The organism is Georgenia sp. H159 (genome assembly GCF_035607575.1).
Taxonomy (GTDB): domain Bacteria; phylum Actinomycetota; class Actinomycetes; order Actinomycetales; family Actinomycetaceae; genus Oceanitalea.
The window spans coordinates 1-16,508 of sequence record NZ_JAYDZY010000003.1 but is presented as its reverse complement, the minus strand read 5'-3'; the positions used below and the strand labels follow the sequence as shown (position 1 = coordinate 16,508).

At 68.8% G+C, this 16,508-nt stretch carries 16 protein-coding genes; 8 read left to right on the top strand and 8 right to left on the bottom strand.

Going from position 1 to position 16,508, the window contains the following annotated elements; all coding sequences use genetic code 11:
* Positions 1 to 53 precede the first annotated feature (53 nt).
* The 5 genes from VR894_RS04655 to dnaA form a co-directional block, all read right to left on the bottom strand.
* A complete protein-coding gene (locus VR894_RS04655; RefSeq protein WP_324650181.1) occupies positions 54 to 725 on the bottom strand; it encodes a DUF721 domain-containing protein in 672 nt (223 codons plus the stop codon).
* Positions 718 to 1,881, bottom strand: a complete 1,164-nt coding sequence (recF, locus tag VR894_RS04650; protein ID WP_324650180.1) for a DNA replication/repair protein RecF — start codon at positions 1,879 to 1,881, stop codon at positions 718 to 720. The genes VR894_RS04655 and recF overlap by 8 nt, the downstream gene beginning before the upstream one ends.
* 2 nt (positions 1,882 to 1,883) lie before the next feature.
* Positions 1,884 to 2,840, bottom strand: a complete 957-nt coding sequence (gene gnd, locus VR894_RS04645) for a phosphogluconate dehydrogenase (NAD(+)-dependent, decarboxylating) (protein WP_324650515.1) — start codon at positions 2,838 to 2,840, stop codon at positions 1,884 to 1,886.
* Positions 2,828 to 3,958, bottom strand: coding sequence for a DNA polymerase III subunit beta (dnaN, locus tag VR894_RS04640; protein WP_324650179.1), 1,131 nt, complete (start codon positions 3,956 to 3,958; stop codon positions 2,828 to 2,830). Before dnaN ends, gnd begins: the two co-directional genes overlap by 13 nt.
* Before the next feature lie 432 nt (positions 3,959 to 4,390).
* Positions 4,391 to 5,812: a chromosomal replication initiator protein DnaA gene (gene dnaA / locus VR894_RS04635; RefSeq protein ID WP_324650178.1), complete on the bottom strand. Its 1,422-nt coding sequence runs from the start codon at positions 5,810 to 5,812 to the stop codon at positions 4,391 to 4,393.
* A gap of 284 nt (positions 5,813 to 6,096) precedes the next feature.
* Between dnaA and rpmH the strand changes: the two genes are divergently transcribed.
* The 8 genes from rpmH to VR894_RS04595 all read left to right on the top strand — a co-directional run bounded on the left by rpmH (position 6,097) and on the right by VR894_RS04595 (position 13,640).
* A complete protein-coding gene (rpmH, locus tag VR894_RS04630) occupies positions 6,097 to 6,234 on the top strand; it encodes a 50S ribosomal protein L34 (RefSeq protein WP_324650177.1) in 138 nt (45 codons plus the stop codon).
* A 24-nt stretch (positions 6,235 to 6,258) separates the two neighbouring features.
* Positions 6,259 to 6,594 (top strand): ribonuclease P protein component, encoded by a 336-nt coding sequence (gene rnpA, locus VR894_RS04625; protein ID WP_324650176.1) that lies wholly within the window; start codon positions 6,259 to 6,261, stop codon positions 6,592 to 6,594.
* Positions 6,591 to 6,926: a membrane protein insertion efficiency factor YidD gene (gene yidD / locus VR894_RS04620; RefSeq protein WP_324650175.1), complete on the top strand. Its 336-nt coding sequence runs from the start codon at positions 6,591 to 6,593 to the stop codon at positions 6,924 to 6,926. Before rnpA ends, yidD begins: the two co-directional genes overlap by 4 nt.
* 12 nt (positions 6,927 to 6,938) lie before the next feature.
* Complete coding sequence (gene yidC / locus VR894_RS04615) at positions 6,939 to 8,180, top strand: membrane protein insertase YidC (protein ID WP_324650174.1); 1,242 nt, start codon at positions 6,939 to 6,941, stop codon at positions 8,178 to 8,180.
* A 179-nt stretch (positions 8,181 to 8,359) separates the two neighbouring features.
* Complete coding sequence (locus tag VR894_RS04610) at positions 8,360 to 8,803, top strand: protein jag (RefSeq protein ID WP_324650514.1); 444 nt, start codon at positions 8,360 to 8,362, stop codon at positions 8,801 to 8,803.
* Positions 8,804 to 8,819: 16 nt separating this feature from the next.
* Entirely contained in the window at positions 8,820 to 9,476 is a 657-nt protein-coding gene (gene rsmG, locus VR894_RS04605) for a 16S rRNA (guanine(527)-N(7))-methyltransferase RsmG (protein ID WP_324650173.1), read from the top strand.
* A 1,910-nt stretch (positions 9,477 to 11,386) separates the two neighbouring features.
* On the top strand, positions 11,387 to 12,448 hold the full coding sequence (locus VR894_RS04600; RefSeq protein WP_324650172.1) for a ParA family protein: 1,062 nt from the start codon (positions 11,387 to 11,389) through the stop codon (positions 12,446 to 12,448).
* Positions 12,441 to 13,640, top strand: coding sequence for a ParB/RepB/Spo0J family partition protein (locus VR894_RS04595; RefSeq protein WP_324650171.1), 1,200 nt, complete (start codon positions 12,441 to 12,443; stop codon positions 13,638 to 13,640). The genes VR894_RS04600 and VR894_RS04595 overlap by 8 nt, the downstream gene beginning before the upstream one ends.
* Positions 13,641 to 13,690: 50 nt before the next feature.
* Here the strand turns inward: VR894_RS04595 and VR894_RS04590 are convergent, their stop codons facing one another.
* The 3 genes from VR894_RS04590 to trxA form a co-directional block, all read right to left on the bottom strand.
* Entirely contained in the window at positions 13,691 to 14,668 is a 978-nt protein-coding gene (locus tag VR894_RS04590; RefSeq protein WP_324650170.1) for a D-alanine--D-alanine ligase, read from the bottom strand.
* Between the two features lie 18 nt (positions 14,669 to 14,686).
* Entirely contained in the window at positions 14,687 to 16,018 is a 1,332-nt protein-coding gene (locus VR894_RS04585; protein ID WP_324650169.1) for a PLP-dependent aminotransferase family protein, read from the bottom strand.
* Positions 16,019 to 16,093: 75 nt separating this feature from the next.
* Entirely contained in the window at positions 16,094 to 16,426 is a 333-nt protein-coding gene (gene trxA / locus VR894_RS04580) for a thioredoxin (protein WP_324650168.1), read from the bottom strand.
* Between the last annotated feature and the right edge of the window lie 82 nt (positions 16,427 to 16,508).

Genomic DNA, 16,508 nt, shown 5'->3' with positions numbered 1-16,508 from the left:
CACAGTGTGATGAGTCCCAGCGGAGCCGCTGAGGTGGGGGCCGCCGACGCAGGTCAGCCGTAGGTGTCGCGTGGTCCTCTGCCCCGGACGCGACGGGGACCGCGCGTCCAGCTCGGCCCCCCGGGACCCCTGATGACGATCTCCTCCACCGTCCCCTCGCCGACCTCCTCCGCGAGCCGGCGCTCGAGCTGCGGCTGGAGCAGACGCAGCTGGGTCGCCCAGGCCGTGGAGTCGGCCCGCAGGACGAGCACGGCGTCGTCGAACGTCTCGACGACGCAGTGGTCGGCGAGCTGGTCGCCGACGATCTCGCGCCAGCGCCCGACGACGCCGCCCATGCTCACCGGCGCGCTCCAGCCCCGTTCGGCGAGCAGCTTGTCCACGGCCGGCCCGAGGAGCTGGGGGTCGCGCCGCGACGGTCCGGAGCCGCTGCCGACGTCGCCGAGCCCTGGCCCTGGGCGGAAGCGTCTCTTGCCCGGCGGTGGCCGCCCTGCGGCCGACCGGCGCAGACCCTGTACGGCAGCCGCGTTGCGGGCTCGCGCCAGCGCCTGCTTCGCGGCGTCCGACACCGCGTCCTCACCGGCATCTGTCCCGCCGGTGGCCTGCGGCCCTGTCACCGCGGAGGACTCCGTCTCCGCGGTGGGCTGCTTCTCCGCGCGTCCGCCCCTGCGTCCCAGGGCCGTCGTGTCCCGTCCCGACGCGTCCACGGACCCTGCATCCTCACTCACGGGTGACCTCCCCGCCCGCCACGGTGAACCGCGCGCCGTCGAGATGAGCCGGCACGTCCTCGGGGACGGCGGCGGTGAGGAGCACCTGCTCGGCCCCGGCGACCATGGTCGCGAGCCGATCACGACGACGGACGTCGAGCTCTGCGAAGACGTCATCGAGGATGAGGACCGGGCCGGCGCCGTCGTCGTCGTCCGAGAGCACGGCGTAGGAGGCGAGCCGGAGCGCCAGCGCGAAGGACCACGACTCGCCGTGGCTGGCGTACCCCTTGGCCGGCAGACCACCGAGCGTGAGGACGAGGTCGTCCCGGTGGGGACCGACCAGACTGACGCCACGGTCGACCTCGGCGCTGCGGAGCTCGCCCATGGCCGTGACCAGCCGTTCCGCCAGGGCGGACACGTCGGTCATGGCGCCCTCCTCCTCGAGGCTCGCCTCGCCGTCGCCGTCCTGCGCGAGCAGGGCCGAGCGGTAGCTCAGCCGGGCCTCGCCCTGACCGGCGCTCACCTCCTCGTAGGACCTGGCGACGTGCGGGCGCAGCCGCTGGACCAGGTCGATGCGTGCGGCGACGAGCTGGGCTCCGGCTGCCGCCAGGTGGCCGTCCCACACATCGAGGGTCGACAGGTCGGGCGTCGCTCCCCGCCGCCGGGCGACCCCAGCGGACTTCAGCAGCGCTCCTCGCTGCCTGAGGATCTTGTCGTACTCGCTGCGGACCCCCGCGAGGCGGGGGGCGAGCAGGACAAGCAGCTCGTCGAGGAAGCGGCGCCGGGCCTGAGGGTCGCCCTTGACGAGCTCCAGGTCCTCGGGGGCGAAGACGACGCTGCGCACGATCCCGAGGACGTCGCGGGTGCGACTGACGGGCGCCCTGTTGAGGCGGGCCCGGTTGGCGCGCCCGGCGACGATCTCGAGCTCGACGAGGGTCTCCCGCGTGTCGCGCACCGCCTTGGCGCGGATGACGGCGCCTCCGGTGCCGTGCCGCACCAGCGCGGTGTCGGAGGCGACCCGGTGGCTGGAGAAGGTGCCGAGGTAGGCGACCGCCTCGACGATGTTCGTCTTGCCCTGGCCGTTGTTCCCGACGAAGGCGGTAACGCCGGGGTCCAGCGTGAGGACCAGCTCGGGGTAGGAGCGGAAGTCGTGCAGGGAGAGGTTGGCGACGTACATCCTCAGCGCTCGTCGGCGCGTCGGGTCGCGTGGCCCCCGAACTCCTCGCGCAGTGCAGCGATCGCCTTCATCGCCGGAGACTGCTCCTGCCGGGAGGCGAAGCGGGCGAAGAGAGCGGCCGCGATCGTGGGGGCGGGCACGGCGTTGTCGATCGCCTCCTCCAGCGTCCAGCGGCCCTCGCCCGAGTCGGCGGCGTAGTCGTCGATCCCCGCGAAACCCGGGTCGTCCTCGAGCGCGTCGACGAGCAGCTCGAGGAGCCAGGAGCGCACGACCGTGCCGCGCTGCCAGGCACGGAGCACCGCGGCGACGTCGGGGACGAGGTCGGAGCGTGAGGCGATGATCTCGTAGCCCTCGGCGTAGGCCTGCATGAGGCCGTACTCGATGCCGTTGTGGACCATCTTGGTGAAGTGCCCCGCCCCGACGGGACCCGCGTGGACGAACCCCTCCTCGCGCGGGCCCTCGGGACGAAGGGCGTCGAAGATCGGCATGACCCGCTCGACGTCCTCGGGACTGCCGCCGACCATCGTGCCGTAGCCGTACTCCCGGCCCCACACACCGCCGGAGATACCGGCGTCGAGGTACCCGATTCCGCGCTCGGCGAGCATCGCGGCGTTGTCCTGGTCGTCGCGGTAGTAGGAGTTGCCGCCCTCGATGACGAGGTCGCCCTCGCCGAGCCGCTCGGCGAGCTCCTCGATGACCGAACGTGTCGGCTGACCGGCCGGGACCATGATCCACACGACGCGCCCGGCCTCGGGCAGCGCGGCGACAAGCTCGGCGATCGAGGGCACGTCGCTGATCTCGGGGTTCGTGTCGTACCCGATGACCGTGTGACCCGCGGACTCGATGCGGGCGCGCATGTTCCCGCCCATCCGACCGAGACCAACCATGCCGATGTGCATGTCTGCTCCTCTCGTGGACGGCTCCTGCGAACGTACCCGGCGCTCCGCTACCCGGCGAATCGGATGGGCATGAGGAGGTAGCGGAACTCCTCCTCGCTCTCGCCCTCGGCGCTTCCCTGCCCGGTGAGGATCGCCGGCTTGCTCGGGTGGGTGAAGGACAGCCGGGCGAAGTCGGTGGTGAGCGCACCAAGGCCGTCGAGCAGGTAGTGGGGGTTGAACGCGGTGACGATGTCCTCGCCGACGAGAGTGGCCTCGAGCGCCTCGGACGCCTGGGCGTCCTCGCCCTGGCCGGCCTCGAGGATGACCTGCCCCTCGGAGAAGCTCAACCGGATCGGGGTGTTGCGTTCCGCCACGAGGGAGACACGCCGAGCTGCCTCGACGAGCGGTGCGGTCGCGACGACGGCATGAGTGGTGGTCTCGTCCGGGAAGAGGCGACGCACCGGCGGGTAGTCACCCTCGACGAGCAGCGACGTGGTCTGCCGGCCGCCGGCGGCGAAGCCGATGAGGGAGGCGGACGACTCGTTGCCGAGCGCGACGTCGACGCTTCCCGCACTGGTGAGCGACTTCGCGACGTCGGACAGCGTGCGGGCACGGACGAGGGCGACCGCGGAGAACGCCGGGGACGCGGGGTGCCAGCTGATCTCCCGCAGTGCCAGGCGGTAGCGGTCGGTGGCCATGAGGGTGAGCTTCTCGCCCTCGATCTCCACCCGGACGCCGGTGAGCAGCGGCAGCGTCTCGTCACGGCTCGCTGCGATGCTCACCTGTGCCACGGCCTCGGTGAGGACATCGGCGTCGATAGTCCCGGACAGGTCCGGCATCTCCGGCAGCGCCGGGTAGTCCTCGACCGGCATCGTCAGCAGCGTGAAGCGGCTCGCTCCGCAGCGAAGGACGACCTTGGTCCCGTCGAGCGTGAGGTCCACCGGCTTGGCGGGCAGGGACTTGGCGATGTCCGCGAGAAGTCGCCCGGAGACGAGGACGACACCTTGCTCCTCGACCGCTGCCGGGACGGTGGACCGGGCCGAGACGTCGTAGTCGAAGGTCGACAGGGTCAGGGAGCCCTCACTGCTCGCCTCGAGTCGAACCCCGGCCAGGACCGGGACCGGTGGGCGCGCCGGAAGGGAACGAGCTGTCCAGGCGACGGCCTCGGCGAGGACGTCCCGTTCGACCCTGAGCTTCACGATTGTTTGACCTCTCTCGGAGCATGGCGGCGCAGCGCCTGCTGCTGCGCACGAGAAACCTTACGCGAGTGGAGCGGTCCCTCGGTGGCGACTGGATGCCCTGCTCGATGTGGTTGTTGTTGTTCACAGGCCATCTGGATGAAAGGTCTCGTCATCGTCATAGGGGCTGTGGACACTGTGGAGAGCCGTCGATCGTGCAGGTCAGCGACGCCGGCGGGCTGTGGGGAGTCGTGCGGACGGACCTGGGGGAAAGGTGGTGCCGCCGTGGATTCTTGAGATCCCCTCCGCCGCCGTCCACTGCTCGTGGATGGTCTGTCCACCGACACGATGACGATGTCCACGCCAATCCACAGGTTTGTCCACAGCTGTGCATTCGGCAGTACTGCAAAGGGCGTTGCTCGCGCAAGACCTGTGGCTGACCCGCCGGCGGGCCTAACCTCCGGTCCGCGCCTTCTGCTTGATGCGGTTCGTGAGTTCGGTGACCTGGTTGAAGGTCGAGCGCTTCTCGGCCATCTGCTCGCGGATCTTGCGGTTGGCGTGCATGACCGTCGTGTGGTCGCGGCCGCCGAAGAGCTGGCCGATCTTGGGCAGTGACAGCTCGGTGAGCTCGCGGCACAGGTACATCGCGATCTGCCGGGCGTTGACGAGGACCCGGGAGCGGTCAGGGCTGCACAGGGCATCGATCGAGACCGAGAAGTAGTCGGCGGTCTGGCCCATGATCAGGGTCGGGGTGATGTCCTCGCCGTCCGTGTCGGTGATGAAGTCCTTGAGGACCATGACCGCGAGCGACTCGTCGACCGGCTGCCTGTTCAGGTTTGCGAATGCCGTCACCCGGATGAGGGCACCCTCGAGCTCACGGATGTTCGTCGAGATCCGTGAGGCGATGTAGGACAGGACCGCGTCGTCGATCTCGAGGTTCTCGTTGTTCGCCTTCTTGCGCAGGATGGCGATCCGCGTCTCGAGGTCCGGCGGCTGGACGTCGGTGAGCAGCCCCCACTCGAATCGCGAACGCATCCGGTCCTCGAAGCCGTTGAGCTGCTTCGGCGCGAGGTCGGAGGTGATGACGACCTGCTTGTTGGCGTTGTGCAACGTGTTGAAGGTGTGGAAGAACTCCTCCATCGTCTGTTCCTTGCCCTGGAGGAACTGGATGTCGTCGACCAGCAGCACGTCGACCTCCCGGTAGCGACGCTGGAAGGCTTCTGCCTTGTCGTCCCGGATGGAGTTGATGAAGTCGTTGGTGAACTCCTCGGAGTTGACGTACCGCACTCGTACGCTCGGGTCGAGGCTGCGGGCGTAGTACCCGATGGCGTGGAGCAGGTGGGTCTTGCCCAGGCCGGAGCCGCCGTAGATGAACAGCGGGTTGTACGCGCGGGCGGGCGACTCGGCGACCGCGGTGGCCGCGGCGTGGGCGAAGCGGTTGCTCGAGCCGATGACGAACGTCTCGAAGGTGTACTTCGGGTTGAGCCGTGCGGCGTCCGCCTCGGCCGCGGCGTGACGCTGGGCGGTCGCCCGGGTCTGCTGCGGGGACGGCGGGGGCGGGGGTGCGTCGTCGGGAGTGTCCGCGCTCGGCACCCGGGGCGAGTTCTCCTCGAGTGTCGGGTCGACGGTGACGGCGAAGCGGACCGGGGAGCCCGAGGCCTCGGTCAGTGCCTCGGTCAGACCGACCCGGGCGCGGCTCTCGAGGAAGTCCTTGGCGAAGTCGCTCGGCACGGCGAGCAGCAGGGTGCCGTCGACCGCCCCCAGTGGGCGCGTGAGCCGGATGAAGGCGCGCTGCGCGCCGCCGATGTCACCGTTCTCCGTCAGGATCTCGACCGCACGCGCCCAGATGTCGGTGATGTCGTCGTTCTCGGGCACAGCGGTCCTCTCGAGCAGGGATCAGGGCACTCCCGAGTGTCGCACCTCGCCCCGCGATCCACATAGATATCCACAGATGTGCAGAATGGCGTGAGCGACGGCATAGTCGCACATCCACGGCCCCGGATTGACCGGCGATCCCGGCCTCGCGTATCGTGACGAAGCCGTCGTGACGGCTCTTCCGTGGTGCCTGAACGCCAGCTTCATGCGGAGGAGCGGCTGGGCCGCGCATCTGCTGCCCAGGGCAGCACGGATGAACACCACCAACGTTTTGGAGTACTGCCGTGAGCAAGCGGACTTTCCAGCCGAACAACCGGAAGCGTGCCAAGGTGCACGGCTTCCGGCTGCGCATGCGCACCCGCGCCGGGCGCTCGATCCTCAGCGCCCGTCGCCGTAAGGGTCGCAGCAAGCTCTCGGCCTGACCGGTGCTGCCCCCGCAGCACCGTATGCGTCGGTCAGATGACTTCACCGACGCGGTGCGCGGTGGCGCCCGCAGCGGCACTCGCCGCCTCGTCGTCCACCTCAGTGGGGCGGACGGCACAGGTCCGGCACACACGCCGCTCGCAGGCCTGGTCGTGTCCAAGGCGGTGGGTAACGCCGTCGAACGCAACCGTGTGAAGCGGCGCCTCCGGGGGCTGCTCTCCAGTCGGATCGGCGAGCTGCACGACGGGGAGAAGCTCGTCGTCCGGGCACTGCCCGCCGCGTCCGGAGCGTCGAGCGCCGAGCTCGCCGGTGACCTCGGCGTCGCACTCGACCGCGCACGGCGGCGGGCGAGGCGATGAGCACGGCACCCGGACGGCTCGCCGGCAAGGCGCTGGGGCTGCTCGTCCGCGGGTACCAGCTGATCGTGTCGCCCTGGTTCGGCCCCAGCTGTCGCTACTACCCCTCGTGCTCCGCCTACGCACTGACCGCCCTACAGCGGCACGGCGCACTGCGGGGCAGCGCGCTCGCCGCGTGGCGGTTGCTGCGCTGCAACCCGTGGACCGAGGGCGGGGTCGACCACGTTCCGGGTGAGAACGACGCCCTTCCGTGGTCCAGGAGGGACGTGCAAGGACGTACCCTCGGTACAGCCGCCAGTGGGGCGCGGAGGAACAACGCGCCGGAAGACCTCTAGGAGACAGCCCGCATGGGTGCTTTTGACACGATTCTCTTCCCCATCAAGTGGGTCGTCGCCTGGATCCTGCACCTCTTCCACGAGATGTGGACCTTCATCGGGCTGGACCCGACGAGTGGCTGGTCCTGGGCGTTGTCCATCGTGGGTCTCACCGTCGTCATGCGCATCCTGCTCATCCCCCTCTTCTTCAAGCAGATCAAGGCATCACGGGGCATGCAGGTGCTGCAGCCCGAGATGCAGAAGCTCCAGAAGAAGTACAAGGGCAAGAACGACCCTGCATCGCGTCAGCAGATGCAGGAAGAGATGATGGCGCTGTACAAGAAGCACGGGACCAACCCGTTCTCCTCGTGCCTGCCCATCCTGGCGCAGTCGCCGATCTTTTTCGCGCTCTTCCGCGTCCTGTACTCCATGCCGCAGATCGCCGACGGGACCTACCGTGACGGTCAGCCGCTGGGCCCCATCGACCAGGCAGCGGCGTCCCAGTTCCTGGACGCCACGCTCCTCGGTGCGCGCCTCTCGCAGTCATTCCTGGGTGAGGGCGCGACCGCCAGCGTCCGAGTTCTCACCGCGGTGCTCATCGTCCTCATGTCGGTGACGACGTTCACCACCCAGCGGCAGCTGACGATGAAGAACATGCCGCAGAGCGCGCTGGACAACCCGATGGCGCGCCAGCAGCGCATGCTCATGTACGTCCTGCCGTTGGTCTTCGCCTTCTCCGGCGTCTACTTCCCGATCGGTGTGCTTCTCTACTGGCTGACCACCAACCTGTGGACGATGGGGCAGCAGTTCTACACGATCCGCCGTATGCCGGCACCGGGATCAGAGGCCGAGAAGCGGTTCAAGGAGCGGGAGCACGCGAAGCTCGAGCGCAAGGCAGCCCGCAAGGGTGTCCCCGTGGAGGAGCTGCTGCCCGAGCCCCCGGAGCCGGAGCGTCCCGTGCAGCGTGGTCAGCGCGTCCAGCCCAAGCGCAAGGACCGCCAGCGCAAGCCCGTGACCGGCGCGCAGGCTGCTCCGGAAGCCCTCAGCGGTGCGAGTGCCACGTCGGCGGTGAGTGCCGACTCGGCGGCGGGGGAACAGGCCGAGGACACCTCCGCCAAGGCCGACGCGGGGACGAGCCCGACGACGCCGGGCAGCCCGAAGGACGGCAAGACCCCCCAGCAGCGTGCCGCCGAGCGACACGCACGCCGGGCGGCTCAGCGGCGAGCCGAGCTCGAGCGTCGTAGCGGCAAGGGCCCGGGTAACTCCGGCAAGTAGTCCAGACCTGTAAGCGCCCGGCGTTCGGCGGGCGGAGAGAGAAGGAACATCCCGTGAGCGAGCAAGACGTGGTGCCGGCATCCGACCAGGCCGACGAGGCCGTCACTCCCGCTGCAGAGTCGTCTGCGACCAGGGCAACCCCTTCCGCGACCGTCAAGCGGCTCGAGGAGGAGGGTGAGATCGCAGCCGACTACCTTGAGGAGCTCCTCGACATCGCGGATCTCGACGGCGACATCGACCTGTCCATCGACCATGGGCGCGCTTCGGTAGAGATCGTCACTGAGGGTGGCAGCGGTCGGGGGCTCAAGCGCCTCGTCGGCGAGGACGGCGAGGTGCTCGATGCATTGCAGGAGCTCACTCGCTTGGCCGTGCAGGCCCGTACGGGCGAGCGGAGCCGGTTGATGCTGGACATCGCCGGTCACCGCCGGCGGCGGAAGGTCGAGCTCACGGCTGTTGCGGAGAACGCGATCGCCAAGGTCCAGGGTGGTGCTAAGACCGTCGCACTCGAGCCGATGAACCCGTTCGAGCGCAAGGTGGTTCACGACGTCGTCGCTGCTGCCGGGTTGATGAGCGACTCCGAGGGAGTCGAGCCCAACCGGCACGTCGTCATCAGCGCGGGCTAATCGTCAGGTGTAGATGATGGTCGACGAGGTGTCCGCCGGGCAGGCGGTGGAGCTGGCGCCGGCGGCGGCACACGAGGTGTTCGGTGACGCATGGCCTCGGGTCGACAGCTTCGCCGACATGTTGGTGGCGGAGGGTGAGCTCCGTGGTCTGATCGGTCCCCGCGAGCTTCCGCGACTGTGGACACGGCACCTGCTCAACTCCAGCGCCGTTGCCGGTTTCGTCCCCCGTGATGTGCGGCTCGCCGACGTGGGCTCAGGTGCTGGCTTCCCGGGTGTTGTGGTTGCGCTGATGCGGCCAGACCTCGACGTTCACCTCATCGAACCGATGGAGCGCCGTACTGCCTGGCTGAACGATGTGGTGGAGCAGCTGTCCATCTCGAACGTGACGGTGCACCGAGCGCGGGCCGAGGAACTGCATGGTGTCGACTCCTTCGCCGTCGTGAGCGCGCGGGCGGTCGCGGCGCTGCGCAAGCTCGTTCCCTGGGTCGGACCGTTGATCGCACCCTCTGGACGTCTTCTTGCGCTCAAGGGAGAGCGCGCGGCGCAAGAGGTGGAGGACGCTCGCAAGGTCCTTCGGAAGCATGGTCTCCAGCAGACGACCGTCCACGAAGTCGTGGTTGGCGGTACGGAGGAGCCCACACGAGTCGTCGAGGCAGTGCGCGCGAGAGACTGACGTCGGAGCGATTCACGTGAAACGTGTTCCCAGTCTGGCCGCGGTGGGCGTTGCGAAGGCGGTAGCGCCAACCCTGCCGGTGAGTGTTCACGGTGGTCCGAGTCGCCCCTGTCTCGCATGTAGGAGTTAGACCCGCATGTGCCGCGCGCAGGGCGTCTCGGCAAGGACCCGCGTGCGCCAGCGTCCCTCGGCCGATCATGCCTGCGGCTGATGGCCGGGCCAACCATGCGTAGCCCTGCGCGGCGATGACGTCGAAGGTCGGGCGCGCGAACGAATCGATGTTCCACGTGAAACCATGCCGGTCGACTCTGGCAGATGGCCGGTCTGAGGCGGTCGACCGGCGTCAGATGTCAGAGTTTCGGATCCGAAGCCACGCGCGCGTCCCCTTCGCCACACAACTTCACTGGCCGTCATTGGCGCACCAGGGCACGGAGATGAGCGCGGTTTCACGTGAAACCACGCCAGAGTCGCGGATATGCACCGTCTCGAGAGCCTGGATCCGTCGCTGCACTTCGCGTCCTTCGCGCCAGCAACTGCCCCTGTGTTCTGAGTGCCGCGCCATCCGCACGAGCGCTCCGGTCGAGCTCGTATGCCTCATATGCTCAGGGCAATGCTCGGACACGCGGGTCGGGTTTCACGTGAAACTAGCGCCATACGGTAAGCCGAGTCTTCCGCCCGAGATTGGTTGCGGCCGGTGCATGCGTGCTTGTGAACCGATCGAACGGAGGTGTACTGGCCACCCTCGCCGGCAGTTATCTATAACGCTCGCCGGCTACCGTCTAGTCGCAGCCGGATAGTCGAGGAGTGTGTGGAGGCCGGCTGCACGTGCTCGCTAGAGCGGCCAACTCTCGTAGCGAGGTCGCTAGACGGTTACCCGTTCGTGGGTTTCACGTGAAACAAGGAGGGCGGGTCTTGGCTCGCCTTAACGATGCACGTCGAGAGCGATCAGTAGTACAGGCCAGATGAGTCGGGCAGACCGGCGTCTGCGAAGCACGACGCAGCCCGGGTCGTCTCCGTCCACCCCGATCGCCACGCCAGCGTTGGTTCCACGTGAAACGCTTCGGTTGATCCGCGTCGCAGTGACCCGCGCGACTGAGAGACTCAGCTATAGCAAAAGTAGTCGCTAGATCGCCATCGACGAGAACCGTCATAAGGCCGCAGCAATTGCCGCAAGAGATCCACGCTCCGTCGGCTGGCTCCTCGCCTGTCAGGCAATCGAAGCGGTGCTGTTTCACGTGAAACTTTCCGGCCCACTCGGCTGTAGCGGCCCTGACCCGAAGAGAGTTCGACCGACACCGCTGGCTCGTGCGGCGCAGTCGCGTCCTGGACACGGCTCCAGGCGCTCCCCGTGTCGTTGGGATTCCGCACTGCTCAGCGTGCTGTTCACGATCGACGACTGCCAGCAGCATTGTCATGGCACGCGGGGAGTTTCACGTGGAACGTCGGCGCGCCACGATGGTTCCACAGGGCAGAGTTGCACGCCGCGAGGTTTCACGTGGAACGTCGGCGCCTAGACGCGGCTTCGCATGGGGCTTCCCCGGAGTTCGGCGTCTGGCACCTTGTGGTGTGTGCCTAATGTCGCGGCGCGGAGCCGACCAGCAACAACAGCTGGGGCGCTTAGGAACGCAACTTCCGCGGCGATCGGGGCCATGTTTCACGTGAAACGGGAGAGGTCTCGGACCAACGCCCTCCGCCTCGCAATCCAGTTGGCTCCCCTCAGAGGCCACGCCAGCTCTGCTGACGTGCGGCGGCCGTGCGTACGCCGTTTCACGTGAAACAGTCCGCCCTGAAAACACAGTCCGTATCCGCGGAGACCGCTTCCACACCACGCGGAGCGCCTGTCGGGTTAAACGCACCGAGGCGGTTAGGCTTGGGTGAGCTCGCGGAGATCGGCGATACAAGGGGTGGGTGTGACACAGGCGGACGACAACGCTATGGCCTCTGCAGAGGACCATGACGGCGTACACGCTCACCGTGGCGACCCACGGAACGTCCTCGGCGGGCTGCAGACCTTCGACGAGTCCACTCCGTTGGCGGCACAGCTGGCAGAGGACGCGCGTCGACGCATCGAGCTCGAAGGCAAGCAGTTCCCCCGCCCTGCCGAGACCCGGGTCCTCACCGTGGCCAACCAGAAGGGCGGCGTCGGAAAGACGACGACCACAGTCAACCTCGCGGCGGCGCTTGCCACGGGTGGCCTGCGGGTCCTCGTCATCGACAACGACCCGCAGGGCAACGCCTCCACTGCCCTCGGCATTGCCCACCAGGCCGGCACACCATCGACCTACGACGTCCTTATCGACGACGTCCCGCTGGCTGAGGTGATTCAGCCGTGCGGCGATGTGGAGCACCTCTTCGGAGCGCCGGCAACCATCGACCTCTCCGGTGCAGAGATCGAACTGGTCTCGATGGTCGCGCGGGAGAACCGACTGAGGAATGCGATTGGAGCACTCCTCGACAGCCAGAGCGCAGACGAGCGATATGACTACATCTTCATCGACTGTCCACCAAGTTTAGGTCTGCTGACGGTCAATGCCTTTGTCGCTGCCCGTGAGGTGCTCATCCCGATCCAGTCGGAGTACTACGCTCTCGAGGGCCTGAGCCAGCTACTTCGCAACATCGAGCTCATCCGCGGACACCTCAATCCAATTCTACATGTGTCGACGATAATGCTCACGATGTTCGACAAGCGGACGAACCTCTCCCGGCAGGTGGCGGAGGAGGTCCGCACGCACTTCCCGACGCAGACGCTGCTCACAGCGATCCCGCGCTCGGTGAGGATCTCGGAAGCCCCGTCGTACGGGCAGACCGTGCTGACCTACGACCCCGGCTCGACCGGTGCGCTGGCCTACCGGGCCGCGGCACAGGAGATCGCCTCACGTGGCGCCGACGGCGCCTCGCCGAGCCCGTCACCCAGTTCCCAGCCACAGCCGCAGACGGCCGCAGTGCACAGTTCGGAGGAAGTCCATGAGTGAGAAGCGACGAGGGCTCGGCAAGGGACTCGGTGCGCTCATCCCCACGGCCCCGGTCGAAGGCCGACCGGTGGACGTCTTCTTCCCAGACCAGCGCGCCACCACCCATGCCGAACGCAGCGCGGCCGCAGCCGCCTCCTCCTCAGAGGCAGGAACGAAGCCGGCGTCGGGCAACGGCGCTGCAGCAACGGCCACGCGGAGCACCAGCGCGACCCCGGCGGCACCCAAGAGCCGCAAGCGGGCATCCATCCCGAAGGACACGATCAGCCCGCGGAAGAAGCAGGACGCTCCTGCTACCGAGCCCGAGACCTCAACTGCGGAGCCCGCTGCCGACGAGCCGGATGCCAGTTCGGACCTCGCCCCGGTGCCGGGCGCCTACTTCGCAGAGGTCCCCGTCGACGCGGTCGTGGCCAACCGTCGGCAGCCGCGGCAGGTGTTCGACGAGGAGGAGCTGGAGGAGCTCGCCTCCTCGATCCGTGAGGTGGGGGTGCTGCAGCCCATCGTCGTGCGTCCGCTCCCCGACGGTGAGGACGCTTCGTACGAGCTCATCATGGGTGAGCGACGCTGGCGGGCGTCCCAGCTCGCCGGTGCGACGACCGTTCCGGCGATCGTCCGGCAGGTCGAGGACGACGACCTGCTCCGTGATGCGCTGCTCGAGAACCTCCACCGCGCGCAGCTCAACCCGCTGGAGGAGGCGGCCGCCTACCAGCAGCTGCTCGAGGACTTCTCCTGCACCCACGAGGAGCTGGCGTCGCGCATCGCACGCTCCCGCCCCCAGATCTCCAACACCCTCCGGCTCCTCAAGCTGCCCCCGCTCGTTCAGCGACGGGTGGCTGCCGGCATCCTGTCCGCCGGCCACGCACGGGCGCTGCTCGGCCTCTCCGACCCGGCCGCGATGGAACGACTCGCGCAGCGCATCGTTGCCGAAGGCCTGAGCGTGCGGACCACCGAGGAGATCATCGCACTCGGCGACGAGCCCACGGCTCCTGAGATGCGGCGCAGGCCTCGGACGACGCCGCACACGGCAGAGCTCAACGAGCTCGCCACGCGGCTCTCCGACCGGTTCGACACGCGCGTCAAGATCGGCATGGGGCAGCGCAAAGGGAAGATCAACATCGAGTTCGCCAGCCTTGACGATCTCAACCGCATCCTCGAGGTCCTCGCCCCGACCGTCGAACGGCCCTCACTCCAGTAGCAGTCGCACGGCCGCGGCCAGCGCCGGGCTCCCGCTGAGGTTCGGTGGGCTCAGGCGCGGGCAGCGGCGGCTCGGACGAGGGACACGACAAGCTCGGTGAAGGTCGGTCCACCCTGCGCTGCGTACGCCTGCGCTGCCTGCGGGAACAGCGACGTCTCGGTCATCCCGGGCGCGACGTTCATGTCGAGGAACCAGGGCGTGTCCTCGCCGTCGATGATGAGGTCGGACCGCGACAGGTCACGCAGCCCGAGCGCCCGGTGTGCCGCCAGCGCCGTGTCGCACGCCGCGCGGCTTGTCGCCTCGTCGAGCCGCGCAGGCACGAAGTACTCGGTCCGTCCAGCGTTGTAGCGGGCGTCGTAGTCGTAGGGGCCGTCGGTGACGACCTCCACCGGCGGGAGCGCCACGGGTCCGTCCGGGGTCTCGATGACGGAGACGGCCACCTCGGTGCCGACGACCGCCCGCTCGAGCAGCGCGGCGTCCCCGTAGGAGAAGCACGCCACCATCGCGTCGGGCAGCTCCGCCGTCGACTCGACGACGGTGACCCCGAGTGCCGAGCCGCCGTCCTCGGGCTTGACCACCAGCGGCAGGCCGAGGCCCTCGACGGCGGACGACAGGACGGCCGACGAGCCGATCTCGTGGAACAGTCCGCGGGGCAGGGTGACGAACGCCGGCGTGGCGACCCCGGCGGCCGCGACGACGGCCTTGGCCACCGGCTTGCGGGACGCCAGGCGGCACGGACCGGACGTGCTGCCGACGTAGGGGATGTCGAGGAGCTCGAGGAGGCCCCGGATCGAGCCGTCCTCGCCGGTGGACCCGTGGACGAGCGGGAAGACGACGTCCGGTGGTGACTCCGCCAGGTAGGGCAGCAGCTCACTGTCCAGGTCCCGGATCTCGACGGAGAGGCCGGCGTCGCGGAGCAGCTGCGCCACCCGCCGCCCGGACCGCAGGGACACGTCACGCTCGTGCGAGAGCCCTCCGGACAGGACGAGGACTCGAGGGTCGTCGGGTGCGGTGCCGTCGGTGGTCATGGTGTCTCAGCTCTCGTCTCAGGCCTGGTCCGGGCTCGGGGCATCGATGAGGTGGCCGTCCCTGGTGCGCGGGCCGGCGGTGCCGAACATCTCGGCGAGCTCGTGCTCGGCACGGACCACGCCGGCGAGACGACGCACGCCCTCGCGGATGCGCTCGGGGGTCGGGTAGCAGAAGGACAGCCTCATGTGGTCGGCGCCTTGGCCGTCCGCGTAGAAGGCGGTGCCGGACACGTAGGCGACGAGGTTCGTCACCGCGCGAGGGAGCATCGCCTTGGCGTCCAGTCCCGGGGGCAGGGTCACCCACGTGTAGAAGCCCCCGGCGGGTACGGTCCACCGCGCCTCGGGCAGGAACTCGGTGAGCGCGGCCATCATGGCGTCGCGGCGCGTGCGGTACTCCTCGCGGAACTGCTTGACCTGCCCGTACCAGTCGTACGCCTGGAGGTAGGACGTGATCGACAGCTGGCTGAAGCGCGACGGCGACAGGATGGCCGCCTCGCTCGCCAGCACGAGCTTCTCCCGGACCGCGTGGGGGGCCGCTGCCCACCCCACGCGGTAGCCCGGCGCGAAGGTCTTCGAGAAGGACCCGAGGTAGACGACGCCGTCGGGGTCGTAGCTCTTGAGCGAGGGCATCGGGTCGCCGTCGAAACCGAGCAGGCCGTAGGGGTTGTCCTCGAGGATGAGCACCCCGTGGCGCCGGCAGATCTCCACGACGCGGGGCCGGCGCTCCTCGGCGAGGGTCACGCCGGCGGGGTTGTGGAAGTTGGGGACGGTGTAGAGCATCTTGACCCGGCGACCTTCCGACTTGAGCCGCTGGAGGGTGCGCTCGAGCTCCTCGGGGACGAGCCCGTCGTCGTCCATGGGGACGTGGACGATATCCGCCTGGTACGCACGGAAGACGCCGAGGGCACCCACGTAGCTCGGTGCCTCGGCGACGATGACGTCACCCGGGTCGATGAAGATCTGGGTGACGAGGTCCAGCGCCTGCTGGGAGCCGGTCGTGACGACGACGTCGTCGGGGTGGGCGTGGACGTGGTCGTAGCGCATGACTTCCACGACCTGCTCACGCATCCCGACCTCACCCTGGCCGCTGCCGTACTGGAGGGCTTCCGGCCCGCGTTCACGGAGCAGCTTCGCGGTCATGTCCGCGAGGAAGTCGATCGGCAGTCCGGTGATGTTGGGCATGCCACCGGCCAGCGAGACGACCTCGGGCCGACTGGCGACGGCGAACAACGCGCGGATCTCCGAGGACCGCATGCCGTGGGCGCGCTCGGCGTAGGAGTTGAACCACGGGTCGAGCCGCGTGCCGGAGGCAGCGCCCTCACCGCTGTGGGGCTGGTGGGGTGTCGTCATGGGTGGCCTCCTCCTGTGCGCTCGGCAACGCGTGGTTCAGGCTACGCCGCCGCGCCGGGTGCTCGGTGCGGCGTGTCAGGGAACGAGCGCGGCGAGCTCCGCGGCGAGCGCAGGCTTGGGGCGCGCCCCGACCAGGGTGGTGACGAGCTGCCCGTCACGGAACAGGCCCATGGTCGGGAGGGAGACCACCCCGTAGGCCTGCGTCGTGTCCGGGTTCTCGTCGACGTCGAGCGCGACGACCCGTAGCCGGTCACCGAGGTCGGTGGCCAGCTCGGCGAGCACGGGGGCGAGCTTGAGGCACGGCTGGCACCAGGGCGCCCAGAAGTCCACGAGCACCGGACCGGGTGCGTCGAGGACCTCGGCCGCGAAGGTGTCGTCGGTGACCTGGGTGATGGCGGGGCCGGTCACAGTGCGACGGCGCCCTGGGGTGTCTGGGAGGCGTCGGTGGCGGGTTCGGCGGCTTCGCCGAGGGCGGCGAGGTAGCGCTCGG